Genomic DNA, 25,681 nt, shown 5'->3' with positions numbered 1-25,681 from the left:
ATACGTTTAGCATTTTGACCATTTGTACGAATAAGGTGACATAAAAATCCACAAAGACATTTACTCTACTTTTATTTTTATAGCATTTACCCAAAGGGCTTGCCTGTCGAAATGCTTTAAAAAATTATTCAGTAAAAATTGCTTATCTGAATTTATTTTAGCTTTAAACACCTGCTTACCGTTAACGATAACTTTTACTGGCTGATCCATGTCCACCATTACCGGGCTAATCATCAATTCAAATTCATTTGTTGCCGATGTTTGCAGTGTAAATATATTGTCTGCATAGCTTGCCTTAACGACTGCACTTTTTAATGGGTTATAATAGTTTAATTCTAACCATTGCTTCCTTGATTTTATATATTCCCTTTGCTTAAATTCAAAAGGTTTGTACCAAGTTTCGACATTTCGGTTTGTATCAGGTTTAGTAATACTAAGCCAATCGCAAGAATTATACGGGCTATTTTGTGTAGTTTCCAGGTAGATGTTGGATTGGTAGGGATTACGCTCAATACCTTTCATAAATTTAGCTGCATTAGGGGCATCGATACCAAGGTGTTTATCCCAATGTTCATAACCGATATATTCTTTATAAGTTATTCTTTTATCAAATTTCCTTATAGAATCAATTATCTGGCGATTAACACCTATTCTGCGCAGTTCGTCTTTATCTGAATGAACTTCGTACAACGGCCGGTTTTGTATGTTACGGATATAATAATCACGCGCAAATAAGTTCGTAAACATAGTATTATAAGCCACTACCCCTGCAAATTGATCAGGTTTATAAACCGCAAGGCCAATAGCCCCGTCCGAACCATCTGAGTGCCCGAATGCATAAAGCCGGTTATCATCAATATTTAAAATCTGTTTAAGGGCTGTGACAATTTCGGTCAGTTTTTTATAGGTTAGATTAAACTGGTAGACTTGACTATACAGCCCTCCTTTATTGGCACCCCAGGTAAATCCTTTAGCCTGATCGCCTAATGGTTGTATAATAATATAGTTATTAGCTTTCAGCGGGTCTGTAAGTATTCTCTCGTCACTATCTGCAAGGCTATCAATATCGCTAAACTTACTTGCTCTTACTGCACCATGCAACTTCAAAACACATGGCGTTTTTTGATTGCTTTTATAATTAGCCGGTACATAAACACGCAAAGGTATTTTACCTATTGTACTATCCTGATAATAGTAAACATAGTTGCAGCCTGTTTTAGATAATTTTGGATATGCACCCCATCCAGATAAAAGTTTACTGGCAGAATCTGCTCCGATCTTGGGGTTCGAGGCAATACCGCGGATATATTCAGTAATGTTTATCGACGGTGGCAATCGCGAGAGTTTGGTTTGAGCGACTATTGTAGATGGAAGTACTAACCCAAGTAGGAAGTAAAAATGGCGTAATTTCATATTAATAGTTAATATCTAACTGACGCCTTTTTTTCCGGCACGTTGCACAATTATAAAGAAAAAAGCCCCGCTATGCAGGGCTGTTTAATTAGAGGCTGTTTATCCAGTTTACCAGGTCTTCGCGGGTTTTGCCCGTTTTTTGTTGCAGGCGGCCCAGTGTTTCATCGTCCTTACCTTCTTCATGCGCCAGGTCGTCATCTGTCAAATCGCCGTAGGCTTGTTTTATTTTACCTTTCAACTCGTTCCAGCCGCCTTTTAATTCTAACTTATCCATGGTTTGTTCCTCCTTAATTTAGATGTATAGAAAGATTAACAACTGAATAACTTTAGAGTTTTATTAATAATGATATCTTAATTGCGCTATATAAACAGTATCATTATCTACCTTATATACAATGCGGTGTTCGCTTGTTATGCGCCTGGACCAATAGCCATTCCAGTTATGTTTTAATGCTTCCGGTTTGCCTATACCTTCGTATGGGGTTTGTTGTATCTCTGCTAAAAGTTGCTTTATTTTTTCTATGACTTTTTTATTGCCGCTCTTTTTCCAATATTGTAACTGGTATAAAGCATCCGCAGAAAAAACTATTTCCATAGGTCCTCGAGTGAAACCTTTATCCCTTTACCTGCTTCCAGCTCTTCTATACTCTTATTTAAAGCTTGCTTATTTGTTTCGCTCGACGATAAGTATTCTGTTTCATCGAGTTCTTTCTCATAATCCACGCTAAAGGCATCAAAAATGGCTTTTAAAGCTTTTTCCTGTTGTTCGTTTTTGGGATGGACTGTTAGTGTCGACATATCTTAATGTATATAAAACAAATTTAAGCTATTTTGATAAAAAAGAGAAAGGACAAAAGGTTTTACGCCTTTGCCCTTTCTCTAAGCTAATTCCTGTTCTTTATTTTACAAAGCCCCTGCCTTTATCTCTTCAACAATAGCAGGGTCAAGCAGGGTGCTAGTATCGCCTAAGTTAGCAGTATCGCCTTCGGCTATCTTTCTTAAAATGCGGCGCATAATTTTGCCGGATCGTGTTTTTGGCAGGCCGGTCACAAACTGGATCTTATCCGGCCTGGCGATGGCACCAATAATGCGCGATACCGTCATCATGATATCCTTGCGGGTTAAGTCGTCATCGCCGTGCTTGTTGGGGCTTACCACAAAGGCGTAAACACCCTGGCCTTTAATATCGTGCGGGTAGCCTACTACCGCGCTTTCTACCACGCTGCTGTGCATGTTAATGGCATTCTCTACCTCGGCAGTGCCAATACGGTGGCCGGATACATTCAGCACGTCATCAACACGGCCGGTAATGCGGTAGTAACCATCCTCATCGCGTAAGCAACCATCACCCGTAAAATACAGGTTGGGGTAAGTGGCAAAGTAAGTAGTGCGGCAGCGCTCGTGGTCGCCATAAGTAGTACGCAGCATACCCGGCCAAGGGAACTTGATACAAAGGTTACCGCTTACGCCGTTACCCTCTATCTCTTTACCCGTTTCATCAACCAGTACAGGTTGCACCCCCGGCAACGGCAAAGTTGCGTAGCCCGGCTTTAATGGCGTAACGTTGGCAATCGGCGAGATCATAAAGCCACCTGTTTCGGTCTGCCACCAGGTATCCACAATAGGGCATTTACCTTTGCCTATCTTCTCATCAAACCAATGCCAGGCTTCCTCGTTAAGCGGTTCGCCTACCGAGCCCAGTTTTGTTAACGAGCTAAAGTCTTTTCCCTTCACCACATCATCGCCAAAACTCATTAGCGAGCGGATAGCGGTTGGGGCGGTATATAATATATTGACCTTGAATTTCTCTACAATATCCCAAAGCCTGCCTGCATCCGGCCAGGTTGGGATCCCCTCGAACATTACCGAAGTAGCGCCCTGTGTAAGCGGCCCGTAAGCGATATACGAGTGCCCGGTGATCCAGCCGATATCAGCCGTACAAAAATAAACCTCGCCAGGCTGATACTGGAAAGCGTTGCTAAATGTGTAGCCGGTATAAACCATGTAACCACCACAGGTATGCACCACACCCTTCGGTTTACCTGTAGAGCCGGATGTGTACAGGATGAACAGCATATCCTCGGCATCCATTTCTTCGGCAGGGCACTCACTGTTACCTTGAGTTTCTACTTTTTTAACTTCATCTTCCCACCATACATCACGGCCTTTTATCATAGATACCGGTGTACGGCTTCGCGTAAGTACAATTACCCTTTTAATAGTCGGGCATTGTACCAGCGCGTCATCTATAATAGATTTCAACGGCACTTCTTTAGTTCCGCGGAAACTACCATCGGCAGTTATCACGATGTTACATTCGGCATCCTTGATCCTATCGGCAATAGATTGCGCCGAAAACCCGCCAAACACCACCGAGTGGATAGCGCCGATACGGGCACAGGCCAAAACAGCAATGGCCAGCTCAGGCACCATAGGCATGTATATACAGATCCGGTCGCCTTTTTTGGCGCCGTTATTTTTAAGCACGTTCGAGAACTGGCACACCTTATCATGCAGTTGCCTGTAGGTTAAAATACGATGATCTTCTGTAGGGTCATTTGGTTCCCAGATAATAGCGGGGGTATCGCCGTTCTTTTCCAGGTGGCGGTCAAGGCAGTTTTCGGTAATATTTAGTTTGGCGCCTTTAAACCATTCAATTTTGGGTTCGGTAAAATTCCAGTCTAAAACCTTGTCCCACTTCTTTTTCCATAAAAAATTATTGGCGATGTCTTCCCAAAATTGCTCGGGTTGGTCCACACTTTTTTGGTAGACCTGTTGGTATTCTTCAAATGATTTAACTTGCATGGTAGTATATAATGGTGGCGTAAATTAGCAATTTTAAACTATATAGCTGCTCGACTCTTAAATCTTTTTAAAATAATTTAAGAAGGTTATTAGATCACAAAAAATCAAAATTGCTAAAAGGTTTTACTTAGTTAAATTTAAACATTAAATTTAATTATTGGTTTGTAAATCGATTAACAACAATAAGGATTTGGTTCTATATAATTAATAACTTTAGGCTACCTGTAGTTTAATAAATATTATTTATTAGGTAAAACAGATTGAGCAATCGTTTGCGCCATTTTATAGGTAAACAACGCTTATTACCAGCGTTTAAATATTTTTTGAAATATTTTAAAAACTCCATTGTTTATTTCACTTAAAAAGCTGATATTTGCAAACTCTTTTTAGGAAAAGAACGAGAATTAAAAAATATTTGTCATGTCAAGAATTTGTGATTTAACAGGAAAAGGCTACATGAATGGCTTTAACGTTTCTAACTCGAACGTTAAAACTAAACGCAAGTTTTATCCAAACTTAAAACTTAAAAGGTTTTATATCCCTGAAGAAGATAAATGGATCACTCTAAAAGTATCTACTTCAGCACTTAAAACTATCACCAAAAATGGTATTACTGCTTGTATCAACAAGTTTGTAAAAAAAGGCTCTATTTAATATTAATAGATTGTTGGGGCTATGGTAAAGATGTGATATCTTAACGATTGGCAGGCAACTCAAAACATAACAGAAAATGGCTAAGAAAGGCAACAGGGTTCAGGTAATTTTAGAATGCACAGAGCATAAAACCAGCGGCATGCCGGGTATGTCTCGCTACATTACCACCAAAAACAAAAAAAACACAACTGAAAGACTGGAAATGAAAAAATTCAACCCGGTTTTAAGGAAAGTAACTGTACATAAAGAGATTAAATAATTTAAGCTGTTTGCTGTAGATGCGCGTTTGTATAAACGCGGCATTGTAAGCCACAACTTATTAAAACATAAAAACATGGCTAAGAAAGTAGTTGCAACCCTAAAAGTACAGGGTAAAGGAAAAGAGTTTTCAAAAGTGATCACGATGAACAAATCGCCTCGTACAGGTGCCTATTCATTCAAAGAGCAGATCGTTCCAAACGATAACATTAAAGATGCTATTGCTGGTAAACAGTAATCACTTTTAGTAAGAATATAAAAGCCGTCTTGTTTTAACGAGAGGGCTTTTTTTGTTATGGATGGATGTTTGACAGAAAGTTGCAGGGATATGTTTATCCGGCAGCAAACATCCCGCTTCTAATTGTTAATTTGCATATCTGCACATTTAAAATCTGCACATCTTACTTATGGGATTATTTGATTTTTTCAAGAAAAAGGAAACCACGCAGCAGGAACAGCAGGCGCTTGATACCGGCCTGGAAAAAACCAAGGACAATTTCTTTTCCAAGATTACCAAGGTAATTGCCGGTAAAAGTACGGTTGATGATGACGTGTTGGATGACCTGGAAGAAGTGCTGGTAACATCTGACGTGGGCGTGAGCACTACCCTGAAGATCATCGAGCGCATCCAGGCGCGTGTAGCTAAAGACAAATACGTAAGCACCTCCGAACTTAATAACTTGTTAAAAGACGAGATCCAAAACCTGCTTGCCGAAAACAACAGTAACGATTTCCGCACATTTGAGTACGGCACACAAAAGCCTTATGTAATAATGGTGGTTGGTGTTAACGGTGTGGGTAAAACCACCACTATTGGCAAATTGGCCCATAAGCTAAAGCAAGCCGGCAATCAGGTAGTTTTAGGCGCCGCGGATACCTTCCGCGCAGCAGCGGTTGACCAGATAAAGCTTTGGGGCGAACGTGTCGATGTAAAAGTTGTGGCACAAGCCATGGGCAGCGACCCGGCTTCGGTAGCTTACGATACCCTGCGGTCTGCCGTTGCCAATGGCGACGACGTGGCAATTATTGACACCGCTGGCCGTTTACATAATAAGGTAGGTTTGATGAACGAGCTTACTAAGATTAAAAATGTGATGCAAAAGGTGATTCCCGGCGCACCACACGAGATATTGCTGGTACTGGATGCATCAACCGGGCAAAACGCCATTGAGCAATGCAAACAGTTTACCGAAGCTACCGCGGTTAATGCCCTTGCCTTAACCAAACTTGACGGCACTGCTAAAGGCGGCGTAGTGATAGGGATCTCGGACCAGTTTAAGATCCCGGTAAAATATATTGGAGTAGGCGAAGGCGTTGAGCACTTGCAGTTATTTGACAGGCAAGCGTTTGTAGACAGTCTGTTTAAATAATTATTGTTATCACCGATTAATTATGATTAAGACGATTCCACTGAATAAAAATGGCGGAGTTTGAAAAAGATATATTAACCGAGAAAATAATTGGATGTTGTTTCGAAGTCCATAAAGGCTTGGGGCCAGGGTTTTTAGAAAAAGTGTACTCTAAAGCTTTACAGCACCAGCTTCAATTAGAAGGATTGAACTTTGAAATAGAAAAAGAGTTTAACCTGTATTTTAAAGATAAATTTGTCGGCAATTTTCGTTGCGACTTTTTTATCGAGAACAAAGTAATTGTCGAAATAAAATCTTTTGCAGGGATTTACACCCCTGTATTATTTCAAAAACAAGTGCTGTCATATTTAAAGGCAGCAAAAGTAAAAACCGGGCTGCTTATTAACTTTGGTAACGTAAGCTGTTCTATAAAACGATTGTCTGTTTAGTTTGATTATAGACCAAATCGGTGAAATCAAAAAAATCAGTGTAATCGGTGAAAAAAACATAATGAGGACAAAAACAATAAGTAAACCAGCCATGATCAAGAAACCCCGTGTAAACGTGGTTACTTTGGGCTGTTCAAAAAACATATACGATAGTGAAGTACTGATGGGCCAGCTTAAGGGCAGCGCCTATGAGGTGGTTCACGAATCTGATAAAATGCGCAGCGATGATATTATCGTTATCAACACCTGTGGTTTTATTGATAATGCCAAGCAGGAATCTATCGATACCATCCTGCAATACAGCGAGCTTAAAGAGCAGGGTAAGGTTGGCAAGGTGATTGTAACCGGTTGCTTAAGCGAGCGTTACAAGCCCGAATTAGAAGCCGAAATAACCAACGTTGATGCCTACTTTGGCACCAACGACCTTCAAAACATACTACACAGCATCGGTGCGGACTACAAACATGAACTAATAGGTGAGCGTTTGCTGACCACTCCTTCGCACTTTGCCTATTTTAAAATTGCCGAGGGCTGTAACCGCCCCTGCTCTTTTTGCGCCATCCCGCTGATGCGCGGTAAACACGTGAGTACGCCTATTGACCAGTTAGTTAAAAATGCCGAAAGCCTGGTTAAGAACGGCACTAAGGAAATTATCCTTATCGCGCAGGACCTTACCTATTACGGCCTCGACCTTTACGGCAAACGTAACCTTGATGAGCTTTTACGCCGCCTTAGTGATGTAAACGGTGTGGAATGGATTAGAATGCAATATGCCTACCCTTCCGGTTTCCCGATGGAGGTTTTGGATGTGATGAACGAGCGTGATAATATTTGTAAGTACCTGGATATGCCGTTGCAACACATTACAGATAACATGCTAAAATCGATGCGCCGCGGGCTGACCAAGCAAAAGACCATCGATGTAGTGAACGAGATCCGCGACCGCGTGCCAAACATCGCCATGCGTACCACCCTGATAACAGGTTACCCCGGCGAAACCCAGCACGACTTTGAAGAAATGGCACAATGGGTAGCCGATACCAAGTTTGACCGCCTGGGCTGTTTCACCTACTCGCACGAGGAAAAGACGCATGCCCATAGTTTAGTGGATGATGTACCCGAAGAAGTTAAACAAGAACGCGCTGATGCCATCATGGAAATCCAGCAAGGCATCTCGTTCGATAAAAACCAGGAGAAGATTGGTAACACCTACAAGGTACTTATCGATAAAAAAGACGGCGGTTACTTTGTCGGCCGTACCGAATTTGATTCGCCCGAGGTAGATAACGAAGTTTTGATAGACGCTTCTATCGATTACGCAGCAGTTGGCACATTTGTTAACGTTAAAATTGACAACGCCGAGGACTTTGACCTTTATGGACAAATTGTAAAATAAAACCAATTTTACAGGCCGCGTGTTGCTATTAAGATATTAAAATCTAATTTCGACGTTCTGATTTAATGCAGGTATGGTTTAAAGCATATCTGGCAATTAACTCACCTCAATTACGCTACGCTGGTCGAACCTCTCTGCTTCGCAAAGAGGGTGAGAAAATCAAGAGCCCTCTTTCCGCGCAGCGAAGAGAGGGTGGTCGAGCGAAGCAATGACCGGGTGAGTAAATATGCGCCGTGAATCAATAATCCGAAATTCAAATAAGCAATGGACGCAGCCTGTATTGACTATAAAGACACCGGGTATTTTTCCCAAACGGTTATTGATTACCTGGAAAACGTTCCGGAGTTAAGGTCATTTTACGGCGAGCGCCCCACCCTTGAAGGTTTCGCGGAATTTTTTAACCACAAAAAAGTTATTGCCAACCGCGAGCTTTTAGCACAAGTTTTACTTGAACAATACTTTGGCAATTCCCAAAAAGGTGAACCCGAATTAGAATCTGCGGACTTCATCCGCAAACGCATAGAATTACTTAAGGAAGACAACACTTACACCGTTACTACCGGCCACCAGCTTAATATATTTACCGGTCCTCTTTATTTTATTTACAAAATAGTTACCGCTATAAAATTGTGCAGGCAATTAAAGGAGGCTCATCCCGATAAAAACTTTGTCCCGGTTTACTGGATGGCATCAGAAGATCATGATTTTGCCGAGATAAACTACACCAATATAGGTGGTAAAAAAGTGCACTGGTGGTACGAAGCCTCGGGCGCTACGGGGCGTATCAACCCGGACACCATGCGCCAGGCGCTTAACCAATATAAAGGTGTGCTGGGCATAGATGGACACTCATCAGAACTTGGTGAAATGGTAGAAACCGCCTACACCAAATTCGACCACCTTGCTGATGCTACCCGCTACCTGGTTAACGCTCTTTTTGGCCGTTATGGTTTGGTTATTATCGATGCCGACGATCATCGCTTGAAAGAGTCCTTCGCTCCCATCATCGAGCAGGATATCATCCAACAAAACAGCTTTAAAAATATTACCGCCGTCAACGAGCAATTACAAAAGCTTGGCGTTCATATCCAGGTAAATCCGCGAGAGATCAACTTCTTTTACCTGAAGGATAACCTGCGCGAACGCCTTGTTTTCGAGAACGACCGCTACAGTGTAATGAATACCGATATCAGCTTTACCGAGGCTGAATTAAAACAAGAAATTAAAACCGCGCCCGAAAGGTTTAGCCCTAACGTAGTGATGCGCCCGCTATACCAGGAATGCATCCTACCCAATATTGCTTACGTAGGTGGTGGTGCCGAACTGGTTTACTGGCTGGAGCTTAAATCAAATTTCGACCATTATACGGTTGATTTCCCGATACTGATTTTGCGTAACTCGGGCCTGGTTATCCGCAAAGAAACAGCCGCCAAGATAAAAGGCATGGAGCTTGCCCCCGCCGAGATCTTTAAAAGTGCCGACAAGATCAAAAACGGCTGGGTTAAAAAACACAGCAACCATGACCTTACCCTCGCCGAAGAATGGCGCGAACTGGAACGTGTTTTCGAAAAGATAAAACTCCGATCTCATAAAATAGACCCAACCCTCGAGCCATCGGCCGGGGCTGTACAGGCACGATTAAAGCACGCCATAGATAACCTGCAAAAGAAGATGGTAAAGGCCGAAAAACGCAATTACCACACCCGCCTGGAGCAGATAGAATCCATCAAAGCGGATATATTCCCCAACAATAGTTTACAGGAACGTTCAGAAAATTTTGGCCTTAGCTATGTAAAATGGGGCCAACTATTTATAGACGAACTTATCCGCAATTTTGAACCGCTCGACTTTAAGTTTACGGTACTAACAGAGTAATAAATTATATCGACTGTAATTTACTATCTTTAGAACAAACTATAAGTGTGGCATATATGCGAATTTGTTTAAAATTTATTGTAATTATTGCCGTGTTCACATATACAACTCTATTTTTTAGTAGTTGTTCAAAAAGTCGTACAGAACCTGTTCCTGTTACACCAGAAGTGCCTGTAAAACCTGTCCAGGATGAGGTTGTAATAACCTCCTTAAGTGCAACTCAAGGGAAATACAACGATACCGTGCTAATAAACGGCAGCGGATTTAGCGCCATAGCATTAAACAATAAAGTACTTTTTAATGGCAAGCAAGCCGTTATCGCGGCAGCCACTACTGAGCAATTGAAAGTTACCGTACCGTTAAGCGCTGGCACCGGTTTAGTTAAAGTTACTAATGGTGTGAAATCAGCAACGGGCCCGTCATTTAAGTACAATTACACGCAGCTTACAACTGTATTGGCCGGAAATGGCACAAAGGGTATGACAAATGGCGATGGAAAATCTGCATCATTTAATTATCCTGTTAGTTTAGCGGTAACTACCGCTGGTGATATTTTTGTGGCAGACCAGCTAAACAATGTGATTAGAAAAGTAACAAAAGAAGGGATAGTCTCCACTTTCGCAGGAGATGGTATTGCGACTTCAAAGGATGGAACGGGCGTTGCTGCAAGTTTTAACCATCCTTCAGGTATAACCAACGATAAAAATGGAAATCTATTTGTAACCGAGGTTAGCGGATGTGTTATAAGAAAAATCACACCAAATGCTGTAGTAACTACGGTTGCCGGCACCGGAATAAAGGGTTATGCAGATGGTAATGGGAATATTTCTCAATTTGGTGAACTGAGCGGGATTGCTGTAAATGATAATGGCGACCTGTATGTAACCGATAGTTATAACAATACTATAAGGAAAATAACTGCTGCAGGAGTGGTTACAACTTATTTACAAACAGGTGCACAAACGGGGGTTCTTGCTACAATAGCTCTTGATAACGAAAACAATATATACTTGACTGATATGTCATATTCTGACCATCCTTACTCTGTTAATACAGCATATAAAATAAGCAACTTGAAGGCTGTTACCCCATTAGATGTTTCGACACCAGGTTTTGACTACTATGGGTTAGGGGGAATTGCTGTAGACAGCAAAGAGAACAAATATATTACAAACACAAAGCTCCAGGTTATTAAAATTAGCTCTACAGGTGTAACAACCGTAATATCCGAAACAGGCATCAATAAAACTACAAATAGTTTAACAACACACGCGAGAGCTGTATATGTACCTCACGGTATAACTGTAGATGAGCAAGGTATGTGCTACATTGCAGACTTATATAATAATAAAATACTAAAAGTCGGTCTGCAGTAATCCTCCTAAAAACTAAAACTTGTATCCGCATCGGGCGCATCAAGCTTGGTGCTTTTGCGGTTGCCGCCAATGGTTACGTGCAGCATGTTGATCTGTTCGGGATGTAGGGAATTTAGCAGGTCGTCGTGGATGTCTATCTTTTTTACGGATGGTATGCCCTTTATTTCAAAGTAAGCCCAGGCGCCATCTTCCTGGATCTCGTAACCTACATAACTCAGGTTTAAAACTTTCCCATCCGCGCGGATGCTGAGGTGCTTTTTAATGTACTCGTTAATGAAACGGTTAAGCTGGGCTTTATCTTTAGGCTTTACAATATCAAGCGCTACTTTATTATCTTTCTCCAGGGCATGCTCCAGGTCGTCATAAAACATGCGGCAGCTTACCTCAACGGCTTGTGTTTTTGGGTTGTGTTTTATTTCGGTAACGCTTACATAAAAGGGGTGGAACAGCCCGAACCAAAGAATGAATAAAGCCTGCATATTGCCTGTAAAATATATCTTTACGCAAAAAACGCTATTTTTATTGTTAATCGCTAATTAATATCCATGCAGGATTTTGGCTTATACTTTCAGCTTGGCTGGCAACACATCTGCGATTGGCAGGGTTACGACCATATCTTATTCGTTACCGTCCTTTGTGGCACCTACCTCCTTGCCGACTGGCGCAAAGTACTGGTACTGGTTACAGCGTTTACTATTGGCCACTCCATCACACTGGCATTAAGCGTGCTCAGTGTGGTGAAGGTTAACACCTCATTTATCGAATTCCTGATCCCGGTAACCATCGTAATTACAAGTTTGGTGAACATTCTTAACAAAGAACGGTCTGCTAATACTATACGGTTCAGTTATATTTTGGCTTTATTGTTTGGATTGATTCACGGGTTGGGCTTCTCCAATTATTTGAAAAGCCTGCTGGGTACCAGCACCAATATCACTGCCGAACTGTTCGCTTTTAACGTGGGGTTGGAGTTTGGGCAGGTGCTAATTGTGATTACCGTGCTTATTTTAGCCCATGTAATCATAAAATTACTAAAAACGCCCCGCCGCGATTGGGTGTTGTTCCTTTCATCAGCTATATTTGGGATAGCTTTCATTATGTGCATCGAGCGCTTTGTATTAATAAAATTCAGATGAAGAAAATTTACTACTTCCTTTCACTTTGCCTGTTCGCCTCTGCATCCGCGGTAGCGCAAAACGAAAACAATCCCGGCTCTAACCATGGCAACAAGTTTGAGCAACTGGGCACCATGATAACCGACCCAAACGAGTACCGCTCGGCATCGGGCGCGCCGGGGCCAAAGTACTGGCAGCAAAAGGCCGATTACGAGATAACCGCCAAACTTGACGATGATAAGCAACGCCTTGATGGGGTAGAAACCATTACCTATACCAACAATTCTCCCGACCCACTTACCTACCTTTGGTTACAGCTTGACGAGAACGAGCATAAAAAAGATGCCGAGAACCTAAAGTTCGACGAAAGCAAAATGCAAAGCAAAATGAGCATGCGCCAGTTACAGGGCATTATGGGCCATAACCTGGACCTGGGCAACCATATTGTAAGCATAAAAGATCTTAACGGCAACCCGCTTACTTACACCATTAACCAAACCATGATGCGGGTAGAACTGCCTGCAACTTTGCAGCCGGGCCAGAAATTTAAGTTTAAAGTGGTTTGGTGGTACAACATCAGCGACAGGCTAACCATTGGAGGCCGCGGTGGTTACGAGTTCTTTCCCGAGGATGGTAATTACTCATACACCATGGCGCAATGGTATCCAAGGATGGCTGTTTATAGCGATTTCCAGGGATGGCAAAATAAACAGTTTACAGGCCGTGGCGAATTTGCCCTCACCTTTGGCGATTTTAAAGTGAACATCAACGTACCTGCCGACCATGTTGTAGGTGGTACCGGCCAGTGCAGCAACTACGCGCAAACCCTTAGCGCGGCACAACTAAAACGCTGGAACGACGCGCAAAGCGCCACACAGCCCATTGAGGTGGTAAATCTAAACGAGGTTAAACAACTGATGAAAGGCCACGCTACTACCCGCAAAACATGGACGTTCCATGCAGAAAACGTAAGGGATTTTGCCTGGGTAAGCTCGCGCCGGATAGTTTGGGATGCCATGTCTACCCAAATTGATGGCGGCAAAAAAGTAATGGCGATGTCGTACTACGGCCCCGAGGCTTATGCTTTGTACCGTAGATATTCTACCAAGGTAGTCGCGCATACCGTACGCACCTATTCAAAACACACTTTCCCTTACCCATACCCGGTGGCTATTTCTGTCGAGGCATCAAACGGTATGGAGTACCCTATGATCTGCTTTAACTATGGCCGTACCGAAAAGGACGGAACTTACAGCGAGGCTACCAAGAATGGCATGATAGGCGTAATTATTCACGAAGTTGGGCACAACTTTTTCCCGATGATCGTAAACTCTGATGAACGCCAGTGGACCTGGATGGACGAAGGGTTAAACACCTTTTGCCAGTACCTAACCGAGCAAGCCTGGGACCCTAACTACCCATCGCAGCGTGGGCCGGCTTATAAAATTGTTGATTACATGAAGTTGCCAAAAAACGAGCTGGAGCCCATTATGACCAACTCGGAGAATATTACCCGCTTTGGCCCTAACGCTTATGCCAAACCGGCAACGGCCTTAAACATCCTGCGTGAAACGGTAATGGGCCGCGAACTTTTCGACTACGCCTTTAAAACCTATGCACACCGCTGGGCATTTAAGCACCCTACCCCTGCCGACCTGTTCCGCACCATGGAAGATGCATCAGCAGTAGACCTGGATTGGTTTTGGCGCGGCTGGTTCTACGGTACCGACCCTGTTGACATATCCTTAGATAGTGTTAAGTACTATCGCATCAACACTAAAAACCCGGCTAATGAAGCTACGTTTGATCGTGCACAGTTCGACCGTAATATGGAGAACATCAGCAACAAACGCAATAAAGCCGCGGGCGATAAATTTACCGTGGAGGCCGATACCGCCCTGCAGGACTTTTACAGCAAATGGGATAGGTTTGCCGCTACGCCAATGACTACCCAAAGCTACCAGGCCATGTACAACGGCCTAAGCGCGGATGAGAAGAAAATGTACGACACCAAAAACTTCTTTTACGAGCTTAGCCTAAGCAACCGTGGCGGCTGTGTATCACCATTGATTATAGAGTGGACCTACGCCGATGGCAGTAAAGAAACCGAAAAGATCTCGGCCTATATCTGGCGCCATAACGAGCAGAAAGTAACCAAGGTGTTCGCCAAGAATAAAGAAGTGCGCTCCATTAAGCTTGACCCTGAACGCGAAACCGCCGATATTGACGAAGGCAATAACAGTTGGCCAAGGGAATTTGCGCCAACCAGGTTCGAGTTGTTTAAGCAGCAAACCTTACCAAGAGGCGCAACCAGCGGCGCCAACCCGATGCAGGAATCGAAGAAAACCACGCAATAATATAAAAAAGCCTCCCGAATACCGGGAGGCTTTTTTATATTATTCGTAACAACGTTGCATTGCTTAGTTAGTAAGTGCTACATTAAACTTACCATTGGTAACAGTTTTAGTTTTTGCTGTGCCGTTACCAACTACAAGTGTGGTAAGCCCGCCGCTAAATGTACCCTCTATATTGTTTGAAGCTGCTGCAGATACTGCTACTGTCACAATATTAGATACAGCGTTATCATCATTTACATAGCTATCATTGTTTACGGCTGTGTAAATAACGATAGGCCTGTTTTGCTCGTTAGCATCGTTTGATTTAAATATTTTACCAGGCGTTAGTACTCCGACTACAGTAATTGACAGGTTATTACCTGCATCGTCATCGCCTTGTATGCTTGTAAAAGTATTGCTGTTAACTGTGCTGGTTCCACCTACTAAATTTTTATCAAAAGTGGTTACTTTTCCGTCGATAGTTGCTGTAATTGTTCCCGATGCTGTTGCTTTGTTATCGTCTTTTGTACATGAGCTAACTGCTACAGTACCCATTGCTATTGCTGATAGGATCAACGTCTTAATAAATTTCATAGTGTGTAAATGCTTTAATTATAAGAATATATGCTCCCAAGGTGGGCACACAAACTATGCCACAGTTTAATTTATAATTACTTAGCTCACATTTACAAAAGCAGCAGGGCACAAAGGTTAACTAAATCTCACTAAAGAAACCTTTATGCCCCCTGCTAAATCTTAACCGGTCTGCATTTTAATATCTGCATACCGGCGGCACACAAAGGAATATTTTTAGCAAACGATACCAAAACGCGATAGACCGCGGGGCAGCAAACATAGACGAACGGCTATTTTTAGCCGTTGAGATAATAGGTAGTATAAACGCCTCCCACTGTATCGGGAAGCGTTCATACTACCTGTATTGTTACTGTACAAAAAGGTAAGCTTTGTTACCGTATTCTTCGTAAACGTGCAGTTGTTTGGTAACGGTTGATTTATTGTTATTAACGGTTAACGTGTAATTACCGTTCTCCAGTTCAGACAGGTTGTAGGCCTTCTCTACCGATTTGCCTTTACCCAGGTTATCAAGCAAAATCACCTGGTTGTTTTTATCGGTAATGGTAACGGTTGCCCTTGCCGGGTTTTGGATAGATATGCCAAAACCTAAAGCGGTACGCATGGCCTGGATAACCACGGTGCCATTATCGCCACCATCGTTGTTGAATGTTTTGGCGGGGCTTGCTGCAAATAAACCTGTTGTTACTACTAATAATAGTGCTGCTAATGTGAATGACTTTTTCATGATGTTTTCGTTTTAAATTATGTTTTTACTTTTTGTTATTGACTTTCAATACTCAAAGGAACAGCGTTTTACGCAACTAAAAAAACGCAATAGACCGCGGGCCAAAACAAGTAGATGAAGGGTGAATCCGGGACGGTAAAAAGTATTTTCGGGTCGAGAAAAGTAGTGGTTAGCAGTACACCTGTCAAAATTGGCCGTCCATCGGTAAACTATAGCTGCCTGTAGATTTTAATTGGCATTATGGCCATATCATTTGTAATATTGTGATATCCTGTCAATTATAAACCAAAGGGAAATGACGTTTCAACGATCTAAAAGCAAACTGGTTAACATCCTTATACAAACGCTTATATGGGTGGTGCTGGGCATTGTGCTGTTATTTAACCAGCCCCTTGGTTGGAACATTGATGTGCCTTACCAGTTTTGGTTAAAGCAATTCTTCGTTTTCTTTTTGCTGATAATATCCTACTATTTAAATGCCTACCTTTTTGTACCGCGGTTTTTATTAAAGAACCAAACGGGCATCTACTTTATGTTAATAGCCTTAACTATAGCTATTATAATGGTATTAACCAGTTGGTTTGATAAATACCTGGAATTGGGCCGTTTGTTGACCGAGGCCTTTATGAAACATGGGCCGCCAAAACGAGGCGAACGCAGGCAGGGCTATGATATTATTACATTAGCTGTATCGGCATTGGTGTTGGGCATCAGTACCAGTATAACCACTACCCAGATATGGCAACGCGATAAACAGCGCCACCAGGAAATGGAACAGGAGAAGATAAGTTCGGAATTATCATTTTTAAAGGCACAGATAAACCCGCACTTCTTTTTCAACACCCTTAATAATATCTATGCGCTTACAGTAGTTAACGTAGAAACGTCCCGCACTGCTATTCACCAGCTCTCGCGCATGATGCGTTATGTACTTTACGATACCCAAAACAGCACCGCGTTACTAAGCCAGGAAATTGCCTTTATAAAAGATTATATCAGCCTGATGCAACTGCGCTTAACCGAAAGGGTAACGGTGAATTTTATAACCCCGGCCGCGTTGAAGGACTTTGCCATAGCGCCAATGCTGTTCCTCACTTTTGTAGAAAATGCCTTTAAACACGGCGTAAGCGACACCAAACCAAGCGTTATTGATGTGTTTATAGAGCAAAACGATAACCAGGTATGCCTGATGGTGAAGAATGGCATTTACAAAACACAGGGCACCAATATAGAAGAGAACCAGGGCATCGGCCTTAATAATACCATTCGCAGGTTAGACTTGCTTTACCCCGGCAAGTACACTTTAAAGGTAGATGACACTACCGAAACCAATATGTATATTGTAAACTTAATCATCAATTTGTAACCCATTATGACTATAAATTGTATTGCTGTTGATGACGAGCCTTTAGCCCTTGGTCTCATCTGCGCTTTTATTGAGCAAACCCCGTTCCTTAACCTGGCCGGCCGTTACGGCAGCGCGGTTGAAGCTTTGGGTGGCTTGCAGGAGCATAAGGTAGACCTGATATTTTTGGACATCCAAATGCCCAACTTAAATGGAATAGAACTGGCCCGTGTGCTGGATAGCCGCGGGCCAAACAAACCCCGCATTATTTTCACAACAGCATATAACCAATTTGCATTGGAAGGTTATAAGGTAGATGCCCTTGATTACCTGCTGAAACCTTTTAATTACGAAGAGTTTTTACATGCGGCAAATAAGGCTTTAGCCTATGTGGAACTGGTGCATAAATCAAATGCAGCACCGGCTGTGGCAGAATCAACTGCAGTTGCCCCCGAACGTGTGGAAGACGATTACTTATTTGTAAAAGTAGAGTACCAGTTGGTACGCATAGCCCTCAAAGATATTTTATACATGGAAAGCCTGAAGGATTATGTAAAGATCTTCCTGAAAGACACCGAGAAGGCCATACTTACACTTAGTAGCCTAAAAGCCCTTGAAGAAAAACTGCCTGCCAAACGCTTTATGCGGGTGCACCGCTCCTACATCGTATCATTGGATAAGATCAATTCCATCACGCGCAACGCCCTGCATATCGGCAAGATCAACATCACGGTTGGCGATCAATATAAAGATGAGTTTAGTAAGTTTTTGAGTAAGTGGGTGTGATGCTCACTGGTTATTTCTAAACTAAACCCTTGTAGTCATCGTTTAATAACCGATGAACATTCAGAAGATTACATTTGGTAACGGGTGCTTTTGGTGTACCGAAGCCATTTTCCAGCATTTAAAGGGAGTAATATCTGTGGCTTCGGGTTACACAGGCGGGCATACCGTAAACCCAACCTATATGGAACTCTGTAACGGCAATACAGGTCACGCCGAGGCTGTAGAAGTTGCCTATGATGCAGGCGAACTTTCGTTTGATGAGTTGTTGCTGATTTTCTTTAAAACGCATAACCCAACATTGGTAAACCGCCAGGGCAATGATATGGGCACGCAATATAGGTCGGCCATATTTTACCATACCCATGAACAGAAGCAGCATGCCGAAGCGATGATCAAAAAGTTGAAGGAAGAAAATGTGTTTGATAAACCGATTGTAACAGAAATTACCCCCGCAGGCGAATTTTACAAGGCCGAAGATCACCATCAAAACTATTATAATGTTAACCCTTTGAAACCGTACTGCGCCTTGGTGATACAGCCCAAATTAAATAAGTTTGTAAAGGAATTTACCGATAAAATAAAGCCTGAGCTTTTGTAACCGGGTAAACGCATTTACATGAAAAGATCACTGACCGCAGTGTTGGCCTGCGCTATCTTATTAGCGGCTTGCTCCGCTCCAAAGAAAACCGAAAGCACTGCTGCTTTGATCGCTAACAATGGCAAGGTTTGGGCCTCGGTTTGGCAGCAGCGTGCGGCAGAATATAAAGCGCTTTGTTTCCAGGCATACAATACGGCCAAATGGCGATTGGATGAGTCACTCAAAAACCCCGGCAGTAAACCGCTGGCTGTTATAACCGATATTGATGAAACCGTTTTAGATAACAGCCCTTACGACGCCATGCGGGCCGCCAATAACCAGGAGTTTGCAGCTGAAACATGGAAAGCCTGGACCAATAAAGCTTTAGCTGATACGGTGCCCGGTGCACCAGCGTTTTTTAAATATGCAGCTTCGAAAGGGGTAGCAGTATTTTACATTACCAACCGCGATGAGGACGAGCGCGTAGCGACCATCAAAAACCTGCAACGTTACAACATGCCGAATACCGATAACGGGCATGTATTTTTACGCCAAACCATATCAAGTAAAGAGGGCCGCCGCCAGCAAGTATTAAGCAACTACAATATCGTACTCCTATGCGGCGATAACCTGCCCGATTTTGATAAACTGTACGACAACAAACCCAACGAAACCAACCGCCAGGTTACTACCGATTTATTGAAAAAAGAGTTCGGTAATAAATACATCGTCATCCCTAACCCATCGTACGGCGATTTTGAGGGCGCGTTGTTCAACTATAATTACAAGCTTACCGGCGCTCAAAAAGATTCTATCATCCGGGCGAAAGTTAAGTTGGATAAGCAATATTAAGTTTTTGTTAAGCCCTATTCTTTTGCCGACGCGTTACGTACTTTTGGGCACACCGCAGTTGTATGAAACAAAAAATTATTCTTAGCACCTTAATCGTTGCGTTCGCCATTACCGCATTTGCTCAAACCAAACCGGGCAAAAAGCCAAACGGCCAGTTACTTTTGCCAAACGGATGGAAACTGAGCCCTGCTGGCCGTTCGCTGCCATTAGGCGACCTACCGCTTAACATTCAACTGTCGGCCTCCGGAAAATTGCTGGCGGTAACCAACAATGGCCAAAGCACACAATCGCTCCAACTAATAGATCCACGGAACGAAAAGGTCCTCGATCAGCAGGAATTAAAAAAATCCTGGTATGGCATAGCCTTCAGCAGCGATGAAAAAACATTATATGCATCGGGCGGCAACGATAATTGCATCCTTACCTTTCATCTTAATAACAACAAATTAGGAGTGCCCGATACCATAAAACTGGGCAGCACCTGGCCGGTAAACAAAATATGCCCTACTGGCATCGCTGTAAATAAAGCGAATACCCGATTATATACTGTAACTAAAGAAGACAGTTCGCTATACGTGATCAACCCTGCCGACAAATCTATCATACACAAAATAAAATTAACTGCCGAAGCTTACAGCTGTATTTTATCCCCCGATGGGAACACCCTTTACATCTCGTTATGGGGAGGTGATAAAGTAGCGTTTTATAACGTCGTCGATCAAAAGTTAACCTTTGCTAAAACAGGCAGCCACCCAAACGAACTGTTGTTAAATAAAAAAGGCTCGCTGCTGTTTGTTGCAAACGCTAATGACAATTCAGTTTCGGTTATCAACACTGTTACCCACAAAATATTAGAAACAGTAGCCACATCATTGTACCCTACGCATTTAACCGGCTCAACCACTAACGGCTTTGCCCTATCTGCCAACGAAAAAACAATTTATATAGCCAATGCCGATAACAATTGCCTGGCCGTTTTTGACGTATCTAACCCCGGTAACAGCAAAAGCCTGGGCTTTATCCCTGTAGGCTGGTACCCTACCAATGTTAAGGTCTTAAATAAAAAAATCCTTGTATCCAACGGCAAAGGCTTCAGCTCGATGCCTAACCCAAAAGGGCCGCAACCTGTTAAAAAGATTGATAACAGCGGTTACCAAACCGGGGCCACCAACAGCCGCGAACAATATATAGGGGGACTATTTAAGGGCACATTATCATTTATCGACGCACCCAATGAAGCCCTACTAAAACTATACACCAAACAGGTTTATGCTAATACGCCTTTCAACAATAAAATTGCAGCTTTGGCAAATGGAGAAAAAAACAATCCTATTCCTCGCCGTAAGGGTCAGATCTCGCCCATTAAGCATGTGTTTTATATTATAAAAGAAAACCGTACTTATGACCAGGTAATGGGCGATGTTACAGCTGGCAACGGCGATACTTCGTTATGCATTTTTGGCAAACAGGTAACACCAAACCACCATGCAATTGCAAATGAGTTTGTGTTGATGGACAACTTTTATGTAGACGCCGAGGTGAGTGCCGACGGGCACAACTGGAGTATGGCCGCTTATGCCACAGACTATACCGAAAAAACCTGGCCAACAAGTTATGGCGGCCGCGGGGGCACCTACGATTATGAAGGCACCCGCAAGATCGCGTACCCGCGCGATGGGTATATCTGGGATTATTGTAAACGCGCCGGGGTAAGTTACCGTACTTATGGGGAGTTTGTTACCGATGGCGAACATTCAAAGGCAAGCTTAAAATCGCTTGAGGGCCATTATTGCAAGCAGTCGCCGGGGTTTGATATGGATGTTAAGGACGTTACCCGGGTAGCTGCATGGAAACACGATTTCGACTCGTTGTTAACCATTAGCGCGGTGCCGCAGTTTAACAGCATCCGCATATCTAACGACCATACAAGCGGGCAAAAAAAGGGCGCATACACCCCTATAGCATGCGTGGGTGATAACGATCTTGCCATTGGGCAATTCCTGGAACATTTATCTAAGAGCAGCATCTGGAAAGAATCGGTAGTGTTTATCCTGGAAGATGATGCCCAAAACGGGCCCGATCATATAGATGCGCATCGCTCGCCTGTTTTTGTTGCAGGGCCATATGTTAAACGCAACATGGTTAATCATAATATGTACTCCACATCCGGCGTATTGCGCACTATAGAATTGATTTTGGGCCTGCCGCCAATGAGCCAGTACGATGCAGCAGCAATGCCGTTGTACGATTGCTTTACCGCTACTCCTAACCTACAGCCATATACCGCTAAACCGGCAGAAGTTGACCTTGAAAAACGAAATGTGGCAGTTAATAAAAGCAGCGCCAGATCGGCAGCATTTAATTTAAAGGAAGCAGATACAGCACCCGACCTTGACCTGAATGAAGTTGTATGGAAATCTGTTAAAGGAGAGGACGCAATAATGCCTGCACCTAAACGGAGCGCCTTTGTTATTTTGGAGAAAAAGAAACACGACGACGATTAAGTTGTTAAATTAGCCTGTACCAAAATCACAACGCATGACCATCCTCGAGAACGAATTTCTGAAAATTACCATTGACAGCAAAGGTGCACAGCTAAGCTCATTACTAAACAAAGAAACCGGTGTTGAACAAATGTGGCAGGCCAACCCGGATGTTTGGGGTTACCACGCGCCAAACCTGTTCCCTATTGTGGGCGGTTTACTTAATAACGAGTTGCATGTGAACGGCCAAACCTACCCCATGAGCAGGCATGGCTTTGCGCGTACTTCAGAGTTTATTGTTTTGGAAAGCGATGATGTGCATGCAGGTTTCTCGTTACCCAATTCGGAGAAAACACTTGCTGTTTACCCTTATAAATTTGATTTTCAGGTTCTGTACACGTTAATAGATAACGCGCTGCGGATAACTTATAAATTGATTAACCGCGATAAAAAACCTGTTTACTTTTCGGTAGGCGGGCACCCGGCGTTTAACGTTCCGTTTAATGCCGGCGAAAAATATGAAGATTATTATATTGAGTTTGAGGTTCAGGAACACTTGCTTAGCCACGAGCTTAATAAGGATGGCCATTTTAACGGCAACTCACACCCCGTGCCAACGCCAAATAAACAACTCCCGTTAACCCGCGATCTGTTTGCCGCGGATGCACTGGTGTTTAAGAACTTGAAATCGCGCATGGTAACGATTAAAAGCACCAGGCATGATCAAACTTTATCAGTAGAGTTTCCGCATTTTAATTACCTTGGCTTATGGAGCAAGCCGGGTGCCGATTTCTTGTGCATTGAACCTTGGCTGGGCTGTGCCGACAGTGCCGACGGGCCAAAAGATATAACCGTAAAAGAGAACATACAGAGGGTTGTTGTGGGCCATGTTTTTGAGGCATCGTTTTACATCAGTATTTAATTAACAATTATTTTATAGTTTTTAAACCATTTGGTTCGTTTTCAAGCTTATCTGTAAAATAAACTATTTACAACTACAACTATGAAAAAGAAAATTTATCTAATCGCCATGACGATGCTACTGACTGTAGCTGCCTTTAACAGTAATGCTGCAACCCTTAACGGCAAAAAAGACGTTTACAAAGAAGCTGCTGCAAATATGACCAAAGAGCAGAAAGTGGCCCGTGTTGAAGAAATTAAAATGCGTGTTAACGAGATCAAAGCAATGGATAAATCTCAGTTAAACAAAACAGAGAAAAAAGAATTAAAAACAGAACTAAAAGACCTTAAACATGAAGCCCAGGCTATGGGTGCCGGTGGTGTTTACCTTTCAATTGGTGCAATTATCATCGTCATCTTAGTATTGATCCTGATCCTGTAATCAGCAATATAAAAACACTTACAAGCAACAAAGGGCGCCAATATGGTGCCCTTTGTTGCTTTACAGGATGTTATCCCATGCTAATAGTTCGACACCATGACATCTTATTTCATAACCTCATTTAATACCGAGTGGTCAAACGTAGACAACTCGGTATGACCGCCTTTTATTTGATCGAACACCACTACTTCATTCACGCCCTTTTTTAACCACGCGGCAGGTACATATAAAGTTTGCTGCGGGCCAATGTTCCAATACTTGCCCAGGTTATGTCCATTGATAAATACAAAGCCTTTACCAAAGCTTTTCATATCCAAATAGGTATCTACCACTCCGCGCAACGAGAACGTGCCGCGGTACAATGCGGGTTGTAATTCGCCCTGCTGATTTTGGGCAGGCATATATTTAAGCCCTGCTGTTGTGCTAAACGGGAACCGGTACATTTTCCACCCAAGTAATTCTTGTCCGTTTAGCGTTACTTTTTCGGTAATTCCCTGGCGGTTATCAGTCAAATATGAGCCGTAGTTGATGCGGCCATTGTTCTCTACTAAAATATCCAACACACTATTCGCAGTGGGATTATCCAATTGCAACGAATCCTGCTTTAAACGGCGGTCTAATACGCTGATGCGTTTGCCATTGAGGTAAACGGTAGCATAATCGCGCAGCTCCTTTATTTTAAGTAAGCCATTTGCGGCGTTTGCCAAAGTAGTACGGTATAATACAAAACCATATCCTTGGTCAAGATCTTCAAAACTCATAGGCCTCTCGGCCTCGACAGGTTTACCCAAATTGTTGAACAGATTTGCTACCCCGCTAAATTTGATCACCTCTAAACCAAAGGTACGCTGCTTACGCTCGGGAACATCCGGCAGGGTTTGCCCGGCAGGCAGGTGTTTGGCAATTACTGCTCTTAATTTGTAGTACTTTGGCGTTGGGTTGCCGGCTTCATCAAGCGGGGCATCATAATCGTAGCTGGATGTTTGAGGCGCATACGCTTCGGTACGGCTCATGTTGGCGCCATTCATAAAATCGCGCGTGGTACCGCCATGAAACATATACATATTGATGGATATACCAGCCGATAATATCTCGTCCAGCTTTTTGGCATCTTCATCGGCGTTACTGCCGCTGTGCGGTTTGCCCCAGCTATCAAACCAGCCCGGGTACCATTCGGCTATGTAATACGGGCCTTTACCGTTATGATATTTATTGATCAGTTCTTTTACTTTGGCAGGATTATCCTCGCCGTTTACGGCAGGCAAAAATCCCGGCAAATAACCGGCAGGCATCTGGCTGGGACCATCGCAGGTAAACAACAAACCATCAAAACCCGCCTCGCGGAAGATCTTTTCGTTTTGCGCCAGGTACTCTTTATCGTTACCAAACGAACCATATTCGTTCTCAATCTGCACCATCAGGATGTTACCGCCATGGTTTACCTGCAGCGGTGCCAATTGCTTACCAACCTCCATCATATAATTACGATAGGCATTAATAAAGGCAGGATCTTTACTGCGCACCTTCAGGTTTTTATCCTTTAGCAGCCACCATGGGTAGCCGCCAAATTCCCATTCGGCACAAACATAGGGGCTTGGTCGCATCACCACCCACAGGCCTTCTTCTTTGGCTATGCGTACAAATTCGGCAATATCGTTGTTACCTGTAAAATCATATTTGCCTTGCACGGGTTCATGCGCGTTCCAAAAAACATAGGTACCAATGGTATTTAAGCCCATGGCTTTCGCCATTCTCATACGTTCTCGCCAGTACTCGCGCGGGATACGGGTATAATGCATCTCGCCCGATATCATTTGCAGGGGCTTACCATCCAGCAAAAAATCGGTATCGCCAAGGGCGAAGGTGTGATTTACTTCCTGCGCGTTAACCACCGTAACGCCACCGAACATTAGGGCGCAATAAATTAAGATCCTTTTCAACATAGCCTT

General features: G+C 43.1%; 26 protein-coding genes. 17 read left to right on the top strand and 9 right to left on the bottom strand.

Annotation, left to right across the window (positions count from 1 at the left end):
* Positions 1 to 60: 60 nt before the first annotated feature.
* The 5 genes from ABIB39_RS06885 to acs form a co-directional block, all read right to left on the bottom strand.
* The gene (locus ABIB39_RS06885; RefSeq protein WP_354428461.1) at positions 61 to 1,413 is read right to left on the bottom strand and encodes an alpha/beta hydrolase-fold protein; all 1,353 of its coding nucleotides are present in this window, start codon (positions 1,411 to 1,413) and stop codon (positions 61 to 63) included.
* An 88-nt stretch (positions 1,414 to 1,501) separates the two neighbouring features.
* Positions 1,502 to 1,687 carry a CsbD family protein gene (locus tag ABIB39_RS06880; protein ID WP_354428460.1) on the bottom strand — a complete coding sequence of 62 codons (186 nt, stop codon included), beginning with the start codon at positions 1,685 to 1,687 and terminating at the stop codon, positions 1,502 to 1,504.
* A gap of 63 nt (positions 1,688 to 1,750) precedes the next feature.
* Positions 1,751 to 2,008: a Txe/YoeB family addiction module toxin gene (locus ABIB39_RS06875; protein ID WP_354428458.1), complete on the bottom strand. Its 258-nt coding sequence runs from the start codon at positions 2,006 to 2,008 to the stop codon at positions 1,751 to 1,753.
* A complete protein-coding gene (locus tag ABIB39_RS06870) occupies positions 1,999 to 2,211 on the bottom strand; it encodes a DUF2683 family protein (RefSeq protein ID WP_354428456.1) in 213 nt (70 codons plus the stop codon). Before ABIB39_RS06870 ends, ABIB39_RS06875 begins: the two co-directional genes overlap by 10 nt.
* 105 nt (positions 2,212 to 2,316) lie before the next feature.
* Positions 2,317 to 4,218 (bottom strand): acetate--CoA ligase, encoded by a 1,902-nt coding sequence (acs, locus tag ABIB39_RS06865; protein WP_354428455.1) that lies wholly within the window; start codon positions 4,216 to 4,218, stop codon positions 2,317 to 2,319.
* Between the two features lie 420 nt (positions 4,219 to 4,638).
* On the opposite strand from acs, the gene rpmB reads away from it, so the two are divergent.
* The 8 genes from rpmB to ABIB39_RS06825 all read left to right on the top strand — a co-directional run bounded on the left by rpmB (position 4,639) and on the right by ABIB39_RS06825 (position 11,575).
* On the top strand, positions 4,639 to 4,872 hold the full coding sequence (rpmB, locus tag ABIB39_RS06860; protein WP_067063465.1) for a 50S ribosomal protein L28: 234 nt from the start codon (positions 4,639 to 4,641) through the stop codon (positions 4,870 to 4,872).
* A gap of 76 nt (positions 4,873 to 4,948) precedes the next feature.
* Complete coding sequence (gene rpmG, locus ABIB39_RS06855; RefSeq protein WP_067063463.1) at positions 4,949 to 5,131, top strand: 50S ribosomal protein L33; 183 nt, start codon at positions 4,949 to 4,951, stop codon at positions 5,129 to 5,131.
* Positions 5,132 to 5,206: 75 nt separating this feature from the next.
* Positions 5,207 to 5,368 carry a DUF4295 domain-containing protein gene (locus ABIB39_RS06850; RefSeq protein ID WP_354428452.1) on the top strand — a complete coding sequence of 54 codons (162 nt, stop codon included), beginning with the start codon at positions 5,207 to 5,209 and terminating at the stop codon, positions 5,366 to 5,368.
* A gap of 169 nt (positions 5,369 to 5,537) precedes the next feature.
* Positions 5,538 to 6,500, top strand: a complete 963-nt coding sequence (gene ftsY, locus ABIB39_RS06845; protein WP_354428450.1) for a signal recognition particle-docking protein FtsY — start codon at positions 5,538 to 5,540, stop codon at positions 6,498 to 6,500.
* 50 nt (positions 6,501 to 6,550) lie between these two features.
* The gene (locus ABIB39_RS06840; RefSeq protein WP_354428448.1) at positions 6,551 to 6,928 is read left to right on the top strand and encodes a GxxExxY protein; all 378 of its coding nucleotides are present in this window, start codon (positions 6,551 to 6,553) and stop codon (positions 6,926 to 6,928) included.
* Positions 6,929 to 6,989: 61 nt separating this feature from the next.
* On the top strand, positions 6,990 to 8,324 hold the full coding sequence (rimO, locus tag ABIB39_RS06835) for a 30S ribosomal protein S12 methylthiotransferase RimO (RefSeq protein ID WP_354428446.1): 1,335 nt from the start codon (positions 6,990 to 6,992) through the stop codon (positions 8,322 to 8,324).
* 264 nt (positions 8,325 to 8,588) lie between these two features.
* The gene (gene bshC / locus ABIB39_RS06830) at positions 8,589 to 10,199 is read left to right on the top strand and encodes a bacillithiol biosynthesis cysteine-adding enzyme BshC (RefSeq protein WP_354428444.1); all 1,611 of its coding nucleotides are present in this window, start codon (positions 8,589 to 8,591) and stop codon (positions 10,197 to 10,199) included.
* Between the two features lie 92 nt (positions 10,200 to 10,291).
* On the top strand, positions 10,292 to 11,575 hold the full coding sequence (locus tag ABIB39_RS06825) for an IPT/TIG domain-containing protein (protein ID WP_354428442.1): 1,284 nt from the start codon (positions 10,292 to 10,294) through the stop codon (positions 11,573 to 11,575).
* A 5-nt stretch (positions 11,576 to 11,580) separates the two neighbouring features.
* Here the strand turns inward: ABIB39_RS06825 and ABIB39_RS06820 are convergent, their stop codons facing one another.
* The gene (locus tag ABIB39_RS06820; RefSeq protein WP_354428440.1) at positions 11,581 to 12,054 is read right to left on the bottom strand and encodes a DUF6702 family protein; all 474 of its coding nucleotides are present in this window, start codon (positions 12,052 to 12,054) and stop codon (positions 11,581 to 11,583) included.
* 66 nt (positions 12,055 to 12,120) lie between these two features.
* On the opposite strand from ABIB39_RS06820, the gene ABIB39_RS06815 reads away from it, so the two are divergent.
* Complete coding sequence (locus ABIB39_RS06815; protein WP_354428439.1) at positions 12,121 to 12,711, top strand: HupE/UreJ family protein; 591 nt, start codon at positions 12,121 to 12,123, stop codon at positions 12,709 to 12,711.
* A complete protein-coding gene (locus ABIB39_RS06810; protein WP_354428437.1) occupies positions 12,708 to 15,047 on the top strand; it encodes a M1 family metallopeptidase in 2,340 nt (779 codons plus the stop codon). The genes ABIB39_RS06815 and ABIB39_RS06810 overlap by 4 nt, the downstream gene beginning before the upstream one ends.
* Before the next feature lie 63 nt (positions 15,048 to 15,110).
* Here ABIB39_RS06810 and ABIB39_RS06805 read toward each other — a convergent pair whose 3' ends face one another.
* Together ABIB39_RS06805 and ABIB39_RS06800 are read right to left on the bottom strand one after the other, a co-directional pair.
* The gene (locus ABIB39_RS06805) at positions 15,111 to 15,620 is read right to left on the bottom strand and encodes a hypothetical protein (protein WP_354428435.1); all 510 of its coding nucleotides are present in this window, start codon (positions 15,618 to 15,620) and stop codon (positions 15,111 to 15,113) included.
* A gap of 349 nt (positions 15,621 to 15,969) precedes the next feature.
* Positions 15,970 to 16,347 (bottom strand): T9SS type A sorting domain-containing protein, encoded by a 378-nt coding sequence (locus tag ABIB39_RS06800; protein ID WP_354428433.1) that lies wholly within the window; start codon positions 16,345 to 16,347, stop codon positions 15,970 to 15,972.
* 295 nt (positions 16,348 to 16,642) lie between these two features.
* Here ABIB39_RS06800 and ABIB39_RS06795 point away from each other — a divergent pair, with 295 nt between their 5' ends.
* From ABIB39_RS06795 to ABIB39_RS06765, 7 genes are all read left to right on the top strand, one after another.
* The gene (locus ABIB39_RS06795) at positions 16,643 to 17,713 is read left to right on the top strand and encodes a sensor histidine kinase (RefSeq protein WP_354428431.1); all 1,071 of its coding nucleotides are present in this window, start codon (positions 16,643 to 16,645) and stop codon (positions 17,711 to 17,713) included.
* Positions 17,714 to 17,719: 6 nt separating this feature from the next.
* Positions 17,720 to 18,478 carry a LytR/AlgR family response regulator transcription factor gene (locus ABIB39_RS06790; protein WP_354428430.1) on the top strand — a complete coding sequence of 253 codons (759 nt, stop codon included), beginning with the start codon at positions 17,720 to 17,722 and terminating at the stop codon, positions 18,476 to 18,478.
* 52 nt (positions 18,479 to 18,530) lie between these two features.
* Positions 18,531 to 19,076, top strand: coding sequence for a peptide-methionine (S)-S-oxide reductase MsrA (gene msrA / locus ABIB39_RS06785; RefSeq protein WP_354428429.1), 546 nt, complete (start codon positions 18,531 to 18,533; stop codon positions 19,074 to 19,076).
* A gap of 18 nt (positions 19,077 to 19,094) precedes the next feature.
* The gene (locus ABIB39_RS06780) at positions 19,095 to 19,907 is read left to right on the top strand and encodes a 5'-nucleotidase, lipoprotein e(P4) family (protein ID WP_354428427.1); all 813 of its coding nucleotides are present in this window, start codon (positions 19,095 to 19,097) and stop codon (positions 19,905 to 19,907) included.
* Positions 19,908 to 19,969: 62 nt separating this feature from the next.
* Entirely contained in the window at positions 19,970 to 22,411 is a 2,442-nt protein-coding gene (locus ABIB39_RS06775; protein WP_354428425.1) for an alkaline phosphatase family protein, read from the top strand.
* 34 nt (positions 22,412 to 22,445) lie between these two features.
* A complete protein-coding gene (locus tag ABIB39_RS06770) occupies positions 22,446 to 23,312 on the top strand; it encodes an aldose 1-epimerase family protein (protein ID WP_354428424.1) in 867 nt (288 codons plus the stop codon).
* An 81-nt stretch (positions 23,313 to 23,393) separates the two neighbouring features.
* The gene (locus ABIB39_RS06765) at positions 23,394 to 23,732 is read left to right on the top strand and encodes a hypothetical protein (protein WP_354428422.1); all 339 of its coding nucleotides are present in this window, start codon (positions 23,394 to 23,396) and stop codon (positions 23,730 to 23,732) included.
* 104 nt (positions 23,733 to 23,836) lie between these two features.
* Here the strand turns inward: ABIB39_RS06765 and ABIB39_RS06760 are convergent, their stop codons facing one another.
* On the bottom strand, positions 23,837 to 25,675 hold the full coding sequence (locus tag ABIB39_RS06760) for a glycoside hydrolase family 35 protein (RefSeq protein ID WP_354428421.1): 1,839 nt from the start codon (positions 25,673 to 25,675) through the stop codon (positions 23,837 to 23,839).
* Between the last annotated feature and the right edge of the window lie 6 nt (positions 25,676 to 25,681).

The organism is Mucilaginibacter sp. UYP27, from assembly GCF_040547175.1.
In the GTDB taxonomy this organism is placed as follows: Bacteria; Bacteroidota; Bacteroidia; order Sphingobacteriales; family Sphingobacteriaceae; genus Mucilaginibacter.
Note: the sequence above shows the minus strand (reverse complement) of the source record. Positions and strands in the feature narration are given on the sequence as shown.

What these genes read in the sequence shown, in the direction of transcription:
- ABIB39_RS06885 (WP_354428461.1), bottom strand. Translation starts at nt 1,413, where the DNA reads ATGAAATTACGCCATTTTTACTTCCTACTTGGGTTAGTACTTCCATCT.
- ABIB39_RS06880 (WP_354428460.1), bottom strand. Translation starts at nt 1,687, where the DNA reads ATGGATAAGTTAGAATTAAAAGGCGGCTGGAACGAGTTGAAAGGTAAA.
- ABIB39_RS06875 (WP_354428458.1), bottom strand. Translation starts at nt 2,008, where the DNA reads ATGGAAATAGTTTTTTCTGCGGATGCTTTATACCAGTTACAATATTGG.
- ABIB39_RS06870 (WP_354428456.1), bottom strand. Translation starts at nt 2,211, where the DNA reads ATGTCGACACTAACAGTCCATCCCAAAAACGAACAACAGGAAAAAGCT.
- acs (WP_354428455.1), bottom strand. Translation starts at nt 4,218, where the DNA reads ATGCAAGTTAAATCATTTGAAGAATACCAACAGGTCTACCAAAAAAGT.
- rpmB (WP_067063465.1), top strand. Translation starts at nt 4,639, where the DNA reads ATGTCAAGAATTTGTGATTTAACAGGAAAAGGCTACATGAATGGCTTT.
- rpmG (WP_067063463.1), top strand. Translation starts at nt 4,949, where the DNA reads ATGGCTAAGAAAGGCAACAGGGTTCAGGTAATTTTAGAATGCACAGAG.
- ABIB39_RS06850 (WP_354428452.1), top strand. Translation starts at nt 5,207, where the DNA reads ATGGCTAAGAAAGTAGTTGCAACCCTAAAAGTACAGGGTAAAGGAAAA.
- ftsY (WP_354428450.1), top strand. Translation starts at nt 5,538, where the DNA reads ATGGGATTATTTGATTTTTTCAAGAAAAAGGAAACCACGCAGCAGGAA.
- ABIB39_RS06840 (WP_354428448.1), top strand. Translation starts at nt 6,551, where the DNA reads ATGGCGGAGTTTGAAAAAGATATATTAACCGAGAAAATAATTGGATGT.
- rimO (WP_354428446.1), top strand. Translation starts at nt 6,990, where the DNA reads ATGAGGACAAAAACAATAAGTAAACCAGCCATGATCAAGAAACCCCGT.
- bshC (WP_354428444.1), top strand. Translation starts at nt 8,589, where the DNA reads ATGGACGCAGCCTGTATTGACTATAAAGACACCGGGTATTTTTCCCAA.
- ABIB39_RS06820 (WP_354428440.1), bottom strand. Translation starts at nt 12,054, where the DNA reads ATGCAGGCTTTATTCATTCTTTGGTTCGGGCTGTTCCACCCCTTTTAT.
- ABIB39_RS06815 (WP_354428439.1), top strand. Translation starts at nt 12,121, where the DNA reads ATGCAGGATTTTGGCTTATACTTTCAGCTTGGCTGGCAACACATCTGC.
- ABIB39_RS06810 (WP_354428437.1), top strand. Translation starts at nt 12,708, where the DNA reads ATGAAGAAAATTTACTACTTCCTTTCACTTTGCCTGTTCGCCTCTGCA.
- ABIB39_RS06805 (WP_354428435.1), bottom strand. Translation starts at nt 15,620, where the DNA reads ATGAAATTTATTAAGACGTTGATCCTATCAGCAATAGCAATGGGTACT.
- ABIB39_RS06800 (WP_354428433.1), bottom strand. Translation starts at nt 16,347, where the DNA reads ATGAAAAAGTCATTCACATTAGCAGCACTATTATTAGTAGTAACAACA.
- ABIB39_RS06795 (WP_354428431.1), top strand. Translation starts at nt 16,643, where the DNA reads ATGACGTTTCAACGATCTAAAAGCAAACTGGTTAACATCCTTATACAA.
- ABIB39_RS06790 (WP_354428430.1), top strand. Translation starts at nt 17,720, where the DNA reads ATGACTATAAATTGTATTGCTGTTGATGACGAGCCTTTAGCCCTTGGT.
- msrA (WP_354428429.1), top strand. Translation starts at nt 18,531, where the DNA reads ATGAACATTCAGAAGATTACATTTGGTAACGGGTGCTTTTGGTGTACC.
- ABIB39_RS06780 (WP_354428427.1), top strand. Translation starts at nt 19,095, where the DNA reads ATGAAAAGATCACTGACCGCAGTGTTGGCCTGCGCTATCTTATTAGCG.
- ABIB39_RS06775 (WP_354428425.1), top strand. Translation starts at nt 19,970, where the DNA reads ATGAAACAAAAAATTATTCTTAGCACCTTAATCGTTGCGTTCGCCATT.
- ABIB39_RS06770 (WP_354428424.1), top strand. Translation starts at nt 22,446, where the DNA reads ATGACCATCCTCGAGAACGAATTTCTGAAAATTACCATTGACAGCAAA.
- ABIB39_RS06765 (WP_354428422.1), top strand. Translation starts at nt 23,394, where the DNA reads ATGAAAAAGAAAATTTATCTAATCGCCATGACGATGCTACTGACTGTA.
- ABIB39_RS06760 (WP_354428421.1), bottom strand. Translation starts at nt 25,675, where the DNA reads ATGTTGAAAAGGATCTTAATTTATTGCGCCCTAATGTTCGGTGGCGTT.